This window comes from Pelosinus fermentans DSM 17108 (genome assembly GCF_000271485.2).
Classification (GTDB): Bacteria; Bacillota; Negativicutes; order DSM-13327; family DSM-13327; genus Pelosinus; species Pelosinus fermentans.
In genome coordinates, this window is sequence record NZ_AKVN02000001.1 from 3,136,703 (window position 1) to 3,151,669 (window position 14,967).

At 41.5% G+C, this 14,967-nt stretch carries 10 protein-coding genes and 2 rRNA genes; 2 read left to right on the plus strand and 10 right to left on the minus strand.

What is annotated here, in order from left to right; all coding sequences use genetic code 11:
• Positions 1 to 22: 22 nt before the first annotated feature.
• The 3 genes from FR7_RS14515 to FR7_RS23920 form a co-directional block, all read right to left on the minus strand.
• Positions 23 to 2,956, minus strand: a 23S ribosomal RNA gene (locus tag FR7_RS14515).
• Between the two features lie 416 nt (positions 2,957 to 3,372).
• A 16S ribosomal RNA gene (locus FR7_RS14520) occupies positions 3,373 to 5,031 on the minus strand.
• The 16S and 23S rRNA genes sit together here, the layout of an rRNA operon.
• A gap of 755 nt (positions 5,032 to 5,786) precedes the next feature.
• The gene (locus FR7_RS23920) at positions 5,787 to 5,960 is read right to left on the minus strand and encodes a hypothetical protein (protein WP_007931704.1); all 174 of its coding nucleotides are present in this window, start codon (positions 5,958 to 5,960) and stop codon (positions 5,787 to 5,789) included.
• A gap of 203 nt (positions 5,961 to 6,163) precedes the next feature.
• Here FR7_RS23920 and FR7_RS14525 point away from each other — a divergent pair, with 203 nt between their 5' ends.
• The gene (locus FR7_RS14525; protein WP_017531461.1) at positions 6,164 to 6,382 is read left to right on the plus strand and encodes a hypothetical protein; all 219 of its coding nucleotides are present in this window, start codon (positions 6,164 to 6,166) and stop codon (positions 6,380 to 6,382) included.
• A 1,358-nt stretch (positions 6,383 to 7,740) separates the two neighbouring features.
• On the opposite strand, the gene FR7_RS14530 is transcribed toward FR7_RS14525, so the two are convergent.
• The 3 genes from FR7_RS14530 to FR7_RS14540 form a co-directional block, all read right to left on the minus strand.
• Positions 7,741 to 8,127: a MerR family transcriptional regulator gene (locus FR7_RS14530; RefSeq protein WP_007931706.1), complete on the minus strand. Its 387-nt coding sequence runs from the start codon at positions 8,125 to 8,127 to the stop codon at positions 7,741 to 7,743.
• Positions 8,128 to 8,457: 330 nt separating this feature from the next.
• A complete protein-coding gene (locus FR7_RS14535; protein ID WP_007931708.1) occupies positions 8,458 to 9,582 on the minus strand; it encodes an aldo/keto reductase in 1,125 nt (374 codons plus the stop codon).
• A gap of 78 nt (positions 9,583 to 9,660) precedes the next feature.
• On the minus strand, positions 9,661 to 10,662 hold the full coding sequence (locus FR7_RS14540) for an aldo/keto reductase (RefSeq protein WP_007931709.1): 1,002 nt from the start codon (positions 10,660 to 10,662) through the stop codon (positions 9,661 to 9,663).
• Between the two features lie 313 nt (positions 10,663 to 10,975).
• On the opposite strand from FR7_RS14540, the gene FR7_RS14545 reads away from it, so the two are divergent.
• On the plus strand, positions 10,976 to 11,218 hold the full coding sequence (locus tag FR7_RS14545) for a hypothetical protein (protein ID WP_007931710.1): 243 nt from the start codon (positions 10,976 to 10,978) through the stop codon (positions 11,216 to 11,218).
• A gap of 438 nt (positions 11,219 to 11,656) precedes the next feature.
• Here the strand turns inward: FR7_RS14545 and FR7_RS23515 are convergent, their stop codons facing one another.
• From FR7_RS23515 to FR7_RS14560, 4 genes are all read right to left on the minus strand, one after another.
• Positions 11,657 to 11,743, minus strand: coding sequence for a hypothetical protein (locus tag FR7_RS23515; protein ID WP_237714800.1), 87 nt, complete (start codon positions 11,741 to 11,743; stop codon positions 11,657 to 11,659).
• Positions 11,712 to 12,035, minus strand: a complete 324-nt coding sequence (locus FR7_RS24210; protein WP_237714805.1) for a hypothetical protein — start codon at positions 12,033 to 12,035, stop codon at positions 11,712 to 11,714. Before FR7_RS24210 ends, FR7_RS23515 begins: the two co-directional genes overlap by 32 nt.
• A 572-nt stretch (positions 12,036 to 12,607) precedes the next feature.
• A complete protein-coding gene (locus FR7_RS14555; protein WP_007931712.1) occupies positions 12,608 to 13,837 on the minus strand; it encodes a Bcr/CflA family efflux MFS transporter in 1,230 nt (409 codons plus the stop codon).
• 98 nt (positions 13,838 to 13,935) lie between these two features.
• On the minus strand, positions 13,936 to 14,544 hold the full coding sequence (locus tag FR7_RS14560; protein ID WP_007931713.1) for a TetR/AcrR family transcriptional regulator: 609 nt from the start codon (positions 14,542 to 14,544) through the stop codon (positions 13,936 to 13,938).
• Positions 14,545 to 14,967: the final 423 nt, after the last annotated feature.

Consider the following 14,967-nt stretch of genomic DNA (forward strand, 5'->3'; position numbering starts at 1 on the left):
CAGCCATGCTGCTAACTAAATTTAAGTCAAGCCCTCGTCCTATTAGTACCAGTCAGCTGAATCCATTGCTGGACTTACACACCTGGCCTATCAACCTTGTCATCTACAAGGGGACTTACTAGCTTATGCTATGAGAGATCTCATCTTAAGGCTGGTTTCACGCTTAGATGCTTTCAGCGTTTATCCTTTCCGAACGTAGCTACCCAGCTGTACTCCTGGCGGAATAACTGGTACACCATTGGTTCGTCCACTCCGGTCCTCTCGTACTAGGAGCAGTTCCCTTCAAATCTCTTACGCCCGCGATGGATAGGGACCGAACTGTCTCACGACGTTCTGAACCCAGCTCACGTACCACTTTAATGGGCGAACAGCCCAACCCTTGGGACCTACTACAGCCCCAGGATGTGATGAGCCGACATCGAGGTGCCAAACCTCCCCGTCGATATGGACTCTTGGGAGAGATTAGCCTGTTATCCCCAGGGTAGCTTTTATCCGTTGAGCGATGGCCCTTCCACGCGGTACCACCGGATCACTAAGTCCGACTTTCGTCCCTGCTCGACCTGTACGTCTCGCAGTCAAGCTCCCTTCTGCCTTTGCACTCTGCGCGCGATTTCCAACCGCGCTGAGGGAACCTTTGAGCGCCTCCGTTACATTTTCGGAGGCGACCGCCCCAGTCAAACTGCCCACCTGACACTGTCCTTAGCATCGTTACTGCTAAAGTTAGAATTCCAGTAAATAAAGGGTGGTATCCCAACAACGACTCCACACATACTAGCGTACATGTCTCGCAGTCTCCCACCTATCCTGTACATCATTTACCAAAATTCAATGTCAGGCTACAGTAAAGCTCCATGGGGTCTTTCTGTCCAGTCGCGGGTAACCTGCATCTTCACAGGTATTTCAATTTCACCGGGTCCCTCGTTGAGACAGTGCCCAAGTCGTTACACCTTTCGTGCGGGTCGGAACTTACCCGACAAGGAATTTCGCTACCTTAGGACCGTTATAGTTACGGCCGCCGTTTACTGGGGCTTCAGTTCACACCTTCGAATTGCTTCTAAGCACTCCCCTTAACCTTCCAGCACCGGGCAGGTGTCAGCACCTATACGTCAGCTTTCGCTTTAGCAGGCACCTGTGTTTGTGGTAAACAGTCGCTTGGGCCTCTTTTCTGCGACCTTCTTTAGCTCATACCGCGAGGGTAATCACCTAAAAAGGCTCCCCTTCTCCCGAAGTTACGGGGACATTTTGCCGAGTTCCTTAACGAGGGTTTTCCCGCGCACCTTAGGATTCTCTCCCCGCCTACCTGTGTCGGTTTGCGGTACGGGCACCCACAGCCTCGCTAGAAGCTTTTCTTGACAGTGTGGGATCAGTAAGTTCATCAACCTTGCGGTCAACTCCCCGTCACTCCTCAGGCTTAACGTTTAGCGGATTTGCCTGCTAAACACCCTACAAGCTTAGACGCGTTTCTTCCATTCACGCGATTACTTACCCTTCTGTGTCACTCCATCACTCAAACGGATGTGGGTGGTACTGGAATGTTTGCCAGTTGTCCATCGCCTACGCATTTACGCCTCGGCTTAGGCCCCGACTTACCCTGAGACGACGAGCGTTGCTCAGGAAACCTTAGGCTTTCGGTGGACAAGATTCTCACTTGTCTTTTCGCTACTCATACCGGCATTCTCACTTCTATATACTCCACAGCTCCTTACGGTACTGCTTCGATGCGTATAGAACGCTCCCCTACCACTCATGCCCAAAGGCATAAATCCATAGCTTCGGTTCCGTACTTTAGCCCCGGACATCTTCGGCGCAAAACCTCTCGACCAGTGAGCTATTACGCACTCTTTAAATGGTGGCTGCTTCTAAGCCAACATCCTGGTTGTTTCTGAAGTTCCACATCCTTTGCCACTTAGTACGGCATTTGGGACCTTAGCTGATGGTCTGGGCTGTTTCCCTCTTGACTACGGATCTTATCATTCGCAGTCTGACTCCCAAGGTCCGAGTACAGCCATTCGCAGTTTGACAGAGTTCGGTAACCTATAAGGCCCCTAGCCCAATCAGAGCTCTACCGTCTGTACTTATTTCTTGAGGCTAGCCCTAAAGCTATTTCGGGGAGAACCAGCTATCTCCGCGTTCGATTGGCATTTCACCCCTATCCACAACTCATCCCAAAACTTTTCAACGTTCACGGGTTCGGTCCTCCACGCAATTTTACCTGCGCTTCAACCTGGCCATGGATAGATCACTGCGGTTTCGGGTCTACAACAACTAACTAGTCGCCCTATTAAGACTCGCTTTCGCTACGGCTCCACATTTTCTGCTTAACCTCGCTAGTTACTGTAACTCGCCGGTTCATTCTTCAATAGGCACGCCGTCGACCACATAAGGGTCTTCGACTGCTTGTAGACATACGGTTTCAGGTTCTTTTTCACTCCCCTCCCGGGGTGCTTTTCACCTTTCCCTCACGGTACTATACGCTATCGGTCGCCAAGGAGTATTTTGCCTTGGAGGGTGGTCCCCCCTGCTTCCCACAAGGTTTCACGTGTCTCGTGGTACTCTGGATCTCAGCCATCTCGCTCTGCTTTTCGTCTACGGGACTGTTACCCCCTATGGTCTACCTTTCCAGGTAGTTCGACTAAGCCTGACTTGAATTATGCTGGTCCTCAACCCCGATTCAGTAAACTGATTCGGTTTGGGCTCTTCCCCGTTCGCTCGCCGCTACTTAGGGAATCTCACTTGATTACTTTTCCTCTGGGTACTTAGATGTTTCAGTTCCCCAGGTGCCCTCCTCATACTCTTAAGGTATGGGTAACAATGCATTACCATTGTTGGGTTTCCCCATTCGGATATTCACGGATCAATACCTGCTTGCGATTCCCCGTGACTTTTCGGAGCTTACCCCGTCCTTCTTCGGCTCTTGGCGCCAAGGCATCCACCGTATGCCCTTCATAACTTGACTTATTGTCTCGTTACTCGGTTGTCAATAACCTATCATCTGCGTTGTTGTCGCTGTGGGCATTCGTTCGACGTACAGAAGTACGACTCACTCTTGTCCTCGCTCCGCCTAGCATCTGACAGCTTCTTGCCAACCTTTAGTTGGTGGTATATTCGAGTACTAAAACAAGAATATACATGTTTCAAAAAATCCTAACATGCTCGGTAATCACCCTAATATTGCTATTAGAATTAATTACGTTGCTTTCTTCTGTGCAGTTTTCAAAGAACATCAAAGGTACTACATATACATACTACCACCATCACTGGCAGCAACATGGGATGTATTCCCTCAAAACTAAGCAATGTAAGTACCGTGAACAACCAGATGTGTCGACCTTGGATTAGAATCCTGTATTTCAAGAATTCAAATCTCCATAGAAAGGAGGTGATCCAGCCGCACCTTCCGATACGGCTACCTTGTTACGACTTCACCCCAATCACTGATCTCACCTTCGACGGCTGGTTCCATTGCTGGTTACCTCACCGGCTTCGGGTGCTCTCAACTTTCGTGGTGTGACGGGCGGTGTGTACAAGGCCCGGGAACGTATTCACCGCAGCATGCTGATCTGCGATTACTAGCGATTCCGACTTCATGCAGGCGAGTTGCAGCCTGCAATCCGAACTGAGAGCTTGTTTTTGGGTTTGGCTTCACCTCGCGGCTTCGCTACCCTCTATTTAAGCCCATTGTAGTACGTGTGTAGCCCAAGACATAAGGGGCATGATGACTTGACGTCATCCCCACCTTCCTCCGTGTTATCCACGGCAGTCTCCCATGAGTTCCCACCTTTACGTGCTGGCAACATAGGATAAGGGTTGCGCTCGTTGCGGGACTTAACCCAACATCTCACGACACGAGCTGACGACAGCCATGCACCACCTGTCTATCTGTCTTCCGAAGAAGAACTTCCTATCTCTAGGATCATCAGACGATGTCAAGCCTTGGTAAGGTTCTTCGCGTTGCGTCGAATTAAACCACATACTCCACCGCTTGTGCGGGCCCCCGTCAATTCCTTTGAGTTTCAACCTTGCGGCCGTACTCCCCAGGCGGGGTACTTATTGCGTTAACTCCGGCACTGGAGGGGTCGATACCCCCAACACCTAGTACCCATCGTTTACGGCCAGGATTACCGGGGTATCTAATCCCGTTCACTACCCTGGCTTTCGCGCCTCAGTGTCAGACACAGTCCAGAAAGTCGCCTTCGCCACTGGTGTTCCTCCTAATATCTACGCATTTCACCGCTACACTAGGAATTCCACTTTCCTCTCCTGCACTCAAGAATAACAGTATCCAATGCTTCACGGGGTTAAGCCCCGAACTTTAACATCAGACTGATTATCCCACCTGCGCGCGCTTTACGCCCAATAATTCCGGACAACGCTTGCCACCTACGTATTACCGCGGCTGCTGGCACGTAGTTAGCCGTGGCTTTCTTGTCAGGTACCGTCATTATGGATCATTATTTACAATCCACACATTCGTCCCTGAAAACAGAGTTTTACGATCCGAAAACCTTCTTCACTCACGCGGCGTTGCTCCGTCAGACTTTCGTCCATTGCGGAAGATTCCCCACTGCTGCCTCCCGTAGGAGTCTGGGCCGTGTCTCAGTCCCAGTGTGGCCGTTCATCCTCTCAGACCGGCTACTGATCGTCGCCTTGGTGAGCCATTACCTCACCAACTAGCTAATCAGACGCAGACCCGTCTTCTAGTGATAGCTTATAAATAGAGGCCACCTTTAGTACATCGAGTATGCACTCAATATACAACATTCGGTATTAGCACCACTTTCGCAGTGTTGTCCCCAGCTAGAAGGTAGGTTGTCTACGCGTTACTCACCCGTTCGCCACTATCTGATATTCAACACTCAATCCTCAGCTTTTGTGTTGGCACTTATTAAATGCGTGAAGCGCTCTCTTCTTTCGCGCTTGACGCTTGGCTACACTGCTAAATATTCAGTGTTGAATACCAGACCGTTCGACTTGCATGTGTTAGGCACGCCGCCAGCGTTCGTCCTGAGCCAGGATCAAACTCTCCATAAAAGTGTATTTATGAAGAACCTTGATGGCTCTTTAAAAAACAAATTGTTTGTGTCAGTTCATTTGCATGAACCAACTGTTTTGTACTCCAAAACGAGTACCGCACATCTGGCTTATTTTAACCTTACTTACATTGTTTAGTTTTCAAGGAACACATTCTTTCATAACATTGTCATAGGTTTTAGCGACAACTTTTAAATTATATCATTTCTAAAAAATTATGTCAATATTTTTTCTTTTTTTTTGCTGTTGTGTTTAACAGCTTGCTTATAATAACACGAGCCAATACTCCATGTCAACACTTAATTATTCCAATAAGTTTATATTGCAAAAATGATATTATCTTTAATTTGTTTTAACTGCTATTCAGACCTAAACGTCAACAATAAAAACAATCGTCTATTTTGAAGATAGACGACTAAAAATGTACAATACTCATCAGACCTCGTTCCATCCTTTTAAATTAAATAAACGACTATTTATCCGATAATTCGCTAAGACTATATAAATATAATACTAAGCCTGCAGTCAATATAATATGAACTATGTTAAATAACCAATCTCCTAATATCACAATATCATCTCCTTACTTTTAGCTAAGCATTAATATCATTATAGAGTTACGTATAAAATTTTATAAACTATTACCTGTCGCTTACCTGTTTTTATATTACCAAAAAACTATGACGAAAATGTGACGAGAGCAAACAATAGCCGCCTACCTTAAAATCAAAGATAGACAGCCACTCTTACTACTCTTATTCTTTTGCGAGAAGTCTAGCAACAACTATAATCCCTGAAATCTTAAGTAATTCCATACTCGATACCATAATTGACGTGTTTAAAGGTATGTCCGAGGATATGATCAAATCCATGCCTGAAACTAAAACCACAATCATAGCTGATACCATGACCGAATTCTCCAAAGTCACGACCAACCACCTCAAATATTCTGTTTACTACTATACTATGTAATGAAGAAATAACGGTGCCAATTGAAAGTCACTATGTAAAGAAATCGGCTTTCTCAATTAAATCAGCGATTCTGCCGATAAGAAAACGACTACATTCTAAAATCTCGAACATTTAATTCTTTAATAATTTATTGATAAAGCATTACTAAGGGGATGTTACCATGAAATGTCCAATGTGCGGTACAAATACACAATATAATTTCTTATATTGTCCAACTTGCGGCTATAAAACAGCGCTAGAGGTTGAGCAGCCAATACCAAATTGGAGACAACTACCAGGTTTTCGTTCTAAGACACCATGGAAGATGATCCTAGCTGTAATAATTTACGTATGGATATTACTCGCAATTATTGTTTCCTTTTTTGGCGGTATAATATGATGGGCACAAATGATGGGCACAATCGCTTCACCTAAGATAATCTTATTATTGAAATAATAAATTCTAGCTCATAACAAAAGCAAAACCATGTCCTGGAGTCTTTTCTCCTCAGACATGGTTTCAGATGTTATTGCAATACATCATTTTTTGCTATTGGTATAATTATATACTATTTGATAATGATTGTCAATTGTTTTTCCCTTTTTTGATACTAATTTTATATTTTAAAAGTATAAGAAAAAGCACCTCAAAAGATGCTCTTACAATGAACATTAACCTTTCAACGTAAAAATTTGACCGTAAATCTGGCAAATGGCTACTTAATGGCTATTTTAATTGAAGTAAACATTTTCGGTTTTAAATCATTATCTTATACTTCCAAAAGCACACAAAAGCAGAATTCATAGCAAAAAATACTAAAGGAAATTGGTCTTGGTTAAAAGTCTGGAAATTCTTCAACCTTTTCCATGTTGCTTAATTGTTCTATCGCTTCATTTTTGGTTTTGCCAATTATTTTACCTTGTTTTGTTTTAAAATTTAAGAAAAAAAATCCATCATTTGATACAACAATTGCTGAAGTTTTGTCGTTACTGAATATTGGAGTAGTAAAATCTGCACTCTTGCTTATGATAACCCTCTCCCTTTATTGTCTGATGATTCGGAATATACTTCTATCTTATCCAATAAGAGGTAACATTATCCTTTTAAATTAGAAATATTAGATAATTATAAGATTTTTATCAGTATCACAAGATTCTTAAATTTAGAGAAGTTATCAAAACCAGCAAAATTCAATTTTACTCCTTCTTGCGCCAGTTGCTACAGTACTTATATAGATTACCTGCTGAAAATTTAAAGGTTCATTAAATCTTCAGTATAGAATATGTTTTACCAGGACATACTGTTATTGACGACCTCTCTTGTCGTTTTTTAACACTTCTTCTCTCCCATTTTTTTATGGCTCTCCTTAGGAGAGCTTTTTTTATTTTTTTGCACATAAAGTAATGAAAGGAATATGATACAGTAGTACATCTCCAATTTATTGCTTACATAGCAATAATCTACTGGCTGCTTATTTTAAGCAGCCAGTATTTTTATAGATACCAGATGACTCACTCTTATTTACCATAGATTATATTAATACAGCTTATACTTATAAAAGAAATACACGGGTTAAAGCAAGTGCTTTAACCCATGTATTTCTTTATTATTTAATCTTAACTTATGATAAACAATCTCCACATATACGGATTTTATCATCCCTGCTATGACATTAAGCAACATAGCCGGTGGTTCTCTATAATAAAACAGAGAGCAAACTCATTACAGTTTAACGCTCTTATTCCCAAGTGTAGTTGCTAATCTTCCGGCCTTTTTAGTGCTTTTTCTTTATCAACTATTGCTTGTTCATAGCTTGTAATTTTATAATCCAGGCGTTCCAGGGTTTTTCTCATATCTTCCATTCTTTTTATTATCTGCTTACGCTGCTCAATAAAGAGTTCTTTCCTTGCTTCAATGGTTTCATCACCCTGTTGAAACAGCCCGATATACTCAATCAAGACTTCAATCGGAAGACCTGCACTCCGCATGCATTTGATAAATTCGACCCACTTACAGTCTTCTTCAGTATAATCCCTGATTCTGCTTTTATTGCGATTCACACGTGGAAGCAGTCCGATGCGTTCATAATACCGGAGCGTATCTTGTGAAACATCAAATTTTTCACTTACTTCTGTAATAGTCATGCGATTTCACCTCCTAATATATATATCATTTAAAATTAACTCTAAGTCAAGAGTTTCTGATTAAGGGCAGGTAAGCCGTGTTTCAGCCATCCGGTATCTCTCATTTAAGGATTCGTGTTGATCACGATATGTGTAAGCCAGTTATCCAGCTTAGCATCATTCCAATATTTCACACTTTGTGCACAATCAATTAATGCTCCGCATTCGTCATAACTTATATTTTTAAAATCCCTCACCGTCAATTCCTATGGCACTTACCTTACTCCCTGTTCTTCAGAGCTTTTGATATTCCATAGTAACCACCACCATAACGATCTACCCGAAAGAAAGTTATGATGCTTCAAATGTATCCGCTACATCCTTTAAAGCTTTGGTAATCTCAATATGCTGCGGACAATGTTTTTCACACAGTTTGCATTCGATACAGTCTGATGCTTTACCATGTGTTTTTGCATAGTTATTATAATATACCTGTTGTATTGAAAATGCTGTTTTTAAAGATTGTTTTTCTGTATTGTATAATGCAAAATACTTGGGGATGGCTATGTGTTTCGGACAGTCATCTACACAGTACTGGCAGGCTGTACAGGGAACTGCAATTGCTTCATTAATCGTCGTTACAGCCTGTTTTACAATATCATATTCTTCCTGCACCAATGGTTTAAACGCCTGCATATATCCTGTATTATCCAGTAACTGCTCCTTGTCAGACATCCCACTTAACACCATCATAACGCCTTCCAGACTTGCTGCATAACGAACAGCCCATGAGGATATGGACAAATCAGGATGATATTCTTTAAATAATGCCTCTGCTTTTTCAGGCACCTTTGCAAGATTACCACCTTTGACAGGTTCCATAACAATAATCGGCTTATTATGTTTTCTTGCTACTTCGTAGCACTTCCGTGACTGAATGCTTTCATTGTCCCAATCCAGATAATTAATCTGCAACTGGACAAAATCGACTTCCGGATGTGCTGCCAGGATTTCTTCTAATAATTCAGCATGATCATGATAAGAAAATCCCATCTGTCTAATTTTTCCTGCTTTTTTCTTTTCTTGCACAAATGCAAAACTATCTAATCGTTGAGCTGTCTCATAATTCGTTACACCCAGATTGTGAAGAAGATAGTAATCGAAGTACTCTACACCGCATTTTTCTAACTGTTCGTTAAAGATTCTTTCCTGGTCTTCCTTGGTTTTCAAAAACATGGTTGGTAATTTTGTGGCCACGGTGAAGCTGTCTCTGTTATGCCGCTTTACTACAGCCTCTCGAATCGCGATCTCACTCTTACCCGCATGATACATATAAGCGGTATCAAAATAGGTAAAGCCTCTTTCCAAAAAAGTATCCACCATTTGATTTAACGTATCCATATCAATACTTGTCGGATCCTCCTGACTCTTTACCGGTAATCGCATGAAGCCAAATCCTAATTTTTTCTGTTCCATCTCTTATTTCCTCCTGTTGTTTTTTACAAAGCAGCAAACCAGTTACCTGATTTCAGGCACCTGGTTCACTACGATAAATTATTTTTTTACAAATCTGTTTTCACGGGCACTGTAGCGCGGCCCGATATTTGGATATTTCTTTAATACGTTTTCCATCTCTGCCAGATCCTGAGCAGTCAGAGTTACATCTGCAGCACCTGTATTTTCTTCTAGATAGTTTCTGCGCTTTGTTCCAGGAATAGGAATGATATTATCACTTTGTGCCATTACCCATGCTATGGCAAGCTGTGCAGGTGTGCAATTTTTACTTGCAGCAAATTCGGCAAATTCAGCTGCTAATTTTTGATTATTATCTAAATATTCTCCATTATAGCGAGGCAAATTTTTGCGGAAATCATTAGATGCAAGTGTGCTTATATTGAGATTGTTAGTAATCAATCCACGACTTAACGGCGCAAAGGGAACGAATGTTATACCTAACTCTCTTGTTAATGGAAGAATTTCTTTTTCCACTTCACGAGTGAGCAACGAGTATTCACTTTGTACCGTCGCGATCGGATGGACAGCATACGCCTTTTTCAAATCCTCTGGTGTACACTCACTTAAACCTAAGTAACGGACCTTTCCTTCCTTTACCAGTTGAGACATGGCACCTACTGTTTCTTCTACAGGAACATTCGGGTCAACACGGTGTGCATAATAAAGATCAATGGTATCGACTTTCAAACGTCTGAGACTGCCCTCAACGGCCTGTTTCATCCACTTCGGAGAAGCGTCAAGATACGTATCACCGCCAACAAATGCATCACCGTTTGTATCTCTTACGCGAAAAGCAAATTTCGTTGCAATAAAAATCTTATTACGATTCGGAACCAGCACGTTAGAAATCAATTCTTCATTTGCACCGTTTCCATAAATATCAGCAGTGTCCCAGAAGTTTATCCCAAGATCTAATGCATATTGTAAAGTGGCAATGCTTTCTTTATCATCTTTCTGCCCGTAAGCAGTGCTCATTCCCATGCAGCCTAACCCAACTGCTGAAACTTCCATGTCTGTCTTTCCTAATTTTTTGTATTTCAAAGTAATAACCTCCCTTTGCTTACTGTTTTTACTTGTCTATCATTTTTATCTTTCAGCTATCTTAACTTTATCATTTAGAGTTTACTCCAAGTCAATAGTTTTTTGAAATTTTCATTTTATATTAAATATTTATAAACTCTACTGGCTTTGAGTCTACTCAAAGTTGTAACATAAAATATAAAGCATAATTTTTTGTGAGATATCGGTATAGCGGAGTAGCTCAAATTTCATCCATTCAATTGAACAGCTAATACTACAAATGAGCTCAGGTATGTCAATTGAACTCTTCATAATAGTACGAGGAGGAGAGCCTGTGAGAGAAAAATTATATAGAACTACTATTTTTATCAGCTTCTTATTGAGTCTTGCAACGCTCCTCTGGACAGAATGTATTATTTCAGAAACCACCGAGGTGGTATCTGCGTGGGCTGAATGCAGAACAAATTCAATGGAAAATAAACCGGCTCCAACCGTGCATTTTCCCCAGCAAATACCAGCTTCTATAAAGCCTGTGCTGACCTGGACCAAGGTCGAAGGAGACGCTTATATTCTTTAGAATCAGCCCCTAATTTATTAATAATTACTACAGCATAATACTCACCTCTTCTGTTTAGGTATCATACAATATATTAATTGACGATAAAGGAGGAATACTTATGGGTTTAGGTTTTGGAGGTGGTCGAAATGGCTTCGGCGGTTCCGGCTGTATTATTATTATAATTATTATCCTATTATTATTCTGTTGCGATAATAACGATTGTTCCTCTGGTTGTTAATTCTTCTAAATTAATCCGCCAAACCGTTTCCTCTTGCAAACTACGTTTCCACCAAAACGTGGTTTGCTTTTTTTCATAAAAAACCGTCCTATTCTGACGGTTTCATACATACTTTATATCCGATTTTAAAAACAACTATCACGCCAAGTTTTTTTTACTGACTGTTGAACGACTTCGCGAAGGAGTAATCCTCAATATGGTGATAGGAAAATGCCTTGTTACAGGATTTCTACATACCCTTCCGTCCCATTCACCCAAATTCGCTGTCCGTGTTTAATCAATTGAGTAGCATTCTCTACGCTCACTACAGCCGGAAGACTGTATTCCCTTGCTGTTGAATAGTAGCCGTCTGAGAATGCAAGAAACGTTACGACGGACAATACCCGTATTGAACATGCTGAGCGTTGCCACCGCTTTGAAACGCTTGTCAGTTTGCACTGCCTTCAGCGTATAGCCGCCATCGCCGCAGATCCCTATGATTCCCAGGCTCTCTGCATTAACTCCCGGGTAAGAAGAAATGACATCTGCCATACCATGAATGTCTTCAACCCGATAAAAATACCTCCTCCTGCTATGCAGCTCAACGCATCTTTTCAATCATCATTTTTACTCTGTCAATCGTGGAGTTTCAATCCATGCAGCATTTTTACAAATGCCGGGTCGCTGTGGTCAACAATTTCGCTATGGCCAATGTCCATTTTTGCTATAGTGTCCATTTCCCCGGAGGTAACTGGAACCCCATCCCCCTTATTATGCTACAAATAAAAAGAAACCGTTATCCCATTCATCTCAAATGATTGCCTAATCCTATCACGCCCCCTTCACCTGCTAGACTGCGTCCATGTCGGGCATACTGAAAAAAGCTATCCTGGATTATCCGAGGCCACTGAAAAACTTGTGGTTTTGATGAGGGCAAAGCAAATGAGTACGAAACACAAGACGACCCTTGTTCCCAATTTAGGGATAAGGGTCGTCTTGTACTGAGAAAACCTTTATAACTTGTCTCTTACTTTACTTTCAATATTCTCTTTATATTAACAGCAAGATCGTCATTGCCCTTTATAACGTCATGCCAACAAGGCAAAAAAAGGTACAGTCTCCTCTATTCTCTTGAGGGACTATACCTTTTTGACTTCAAGGGACTTTTTCAGTGCCCTCGCTTAGACCTGCTATTCCTTTATGCCTGCACAGGGAATATCGGATTTCATGAATACGTACCAGGCAACTAACGATATACCGGAAAATATAGCTATCATAGCGCCCAGGCTTATTACGATATTTCCCCAGGGCATGGATGCAATTAACATACCGCAACTACCCATGACAGTAAATAATATCCCCATCAAGGAAGAGACTGAACCTGTGTCTCCATTGATCTGATCGAAAAGGATATTAGTACTAAAGGGACGTATGGCAGAACCGGTAAAAGACATTATGATGAACGAAAGCAAAAAAATGACCGGAGATAAGCTGCCTATTGTCATGACTAAAATACCACTTACAATGCTTAGCACAAATGCTCCTGCTGCGATAGCGTTTTTGTTAAAATTACGCAAATACCGAACATAGATTATTGGTCCGGCAATGGATATAAATGCGTTAATTGCAAAGAAATAGCTGTATGCCTGCTGGCTGAGCCCAAAGTAATCTATGTAGATATAAGAAGAAACTGCAATATATCCCATAAAAGGAAATGCACTTAACGCAAAAATGACTGCCGGAAAAAAAAAGCTTTTATTTTGTGCTACGACAATCAAACGGCCCATTGATTCCAAAATACTCCCTTTGTTTCTTTCGTGATCTTTTAGCGTTTCCTGGTACAAAAGCGATAAAACCAGATTCCCGATAGCAATAATACTCAATGTCCAAAAAGTACCTCTCCAGCCGACATACTGGATGACAAAGACGCCAATGATGGGGGCAATCATGGGCGCGAGAGCTGACATGGATTGTGTGATTGCCAAAATAACATCTCTTTTCTTTCCGATAAAACAGTCCTTGACCATGGCGACAGATACCGCCGTAATGCCTCCGGCTCCGATACCCTGGAAAGCTCTTGCTAAAATTAGCAGATAAGCATCTACAGCCACGGCACAAAAAATACTACTCAGGAGATAAATCAAGGAACCTACAATAAGAATGGGCTTACGTCCATATTTGTCGCTTAAGGGGCCCCAAACCAGCATGCCTACGGCATAAAAGAAAAAGAAAGCACTTAAGGTTAAATTAATGATGGCAGCACTACTATCTAAATTCATACCCATGGAAGGTAATGCAGGCAAATATAAGTCAGTTGATAATGGAATGAACATATTCATTAAGGTAATAAAAGCAACAAGACCCTCACTCCCCAAATATTTCTGCGTTACTGCTATTTCAATAATGTCTGTCTTATTCATCTATCGTTCTCCTAAAACTATGTTGATTTATGCAATTCATAAGACCACTTTGCGAACGCCTTATATTTCTATTTTCAACAACGGTCTATCGGTCAAGTCTATGATTTTGATATATATTCTTTTTGTAGACCCTTAAGCAAGAAGGTAAACATATGCTCAGCATCGGCAACAATTTCTTCGTGTGCTCTAGAAATTGCAACTGGACCATGAAAACTTGCAAAAGCAAAAAAGATCATGCGGGCAGTAATGTTGATATCATCAAAAAAGAACAATCCTTCCTTTCCCCCCCGCGCTAAAGCAATCTTAATAGCTTCAATCCGCTTTGACTCAAAGCTCTGACGATGGGCAATCAAGTTGTTCTTATTTGTATACTTAATTACATCATTGTGAAAAAAATCAGCTAAGCTTTTATTTTCACGACAAAACCTACTTTCAAGCACAACACTGTTTACTGTCAAGCTATAGAGCATCTGCTCGGGATTACTCGGCTGCTGCAAAATCTGGGCAAAATAGTCTTCAGTATTTTGAAAAAAGCTCCGTAAGAAAGTTTCGACTAAGTCCTCCTTGTTTTTAAAATATAAGTAGATAGTTCCAACACTAATTCCAACCTCTCTGGAAATGTCTTTCATTGTAGTATTATCAAGGCCTTTTCTGCGGCCGATCTCAATAAAAGCATTAAGTATTATTTCCCGTCTATCTGTGTTCATATCCGCTCCATGAATCAATGAATTTTTTTTTCATAAATTCATTATAAGGATAATCTTACCTCCTGTCAATTGCTTTTTTGCCTTCTTTCTCCTTCATCTGCTCGTTGTGCTCAGACAGAAGCATTCCCGCCCACTTCACCATACATCGGTCGAAGTAAACTATCCGAGCCATTTGCTGGTAAATAGGGATACTATACATGCTACCAGAACATATTTTCTATGCAAATGTTGATGAACGTGGTAATTTATTACAATTTTGAATGCAAAACTATAACGCCGACTAAGCTGGTTACCAAAACCACCCTAGTCGGCGTTATAGTTTTGCATAAAGGTTCAGCCCCCCCTGCCCCAGAGGTAGTGCTGCTTTTGCAATCACTTTACTCCTTGGAGTCCACTCAAAATCAATACCTGAAAATCATTTCC

Coding starts and splice junctions, on each gene's coding strand:
- FR7_RS14525 (WP_017531461.1), top strand. CDS start 6,164: ATGAAATGTCCAATGTGCGGTACAAATACACAATATAATTTCTTATAT.
- FR7_RS14530 (WP_007931706.1), bottom strand. CDS start 8,127: ATGACTATTACAGAAGTAAGTGAAAAATTTGATGTTTCACAAGATACG.
- FR7_RS14535 (WP_007931708.1), bottom strand. CDS start 9,582: ATGGAACAGAAAAAATTAGGATTTGGCTTCATGCGATTACCGGTAAAG.
- FR7_RS14555 (WP_007931712.1), bottom strand. CDS start 13,837: ATGAATAAGACAGACATTATTGAAATAGCAGTAACGCAGAAATATTTG.
- FR7_RS14560 (WP_007931713.1), bottom strand. CDS start 14,544: ATGAACACAGATAGACGGGAAATAATACTTAATGCTTTTATTGAGATC.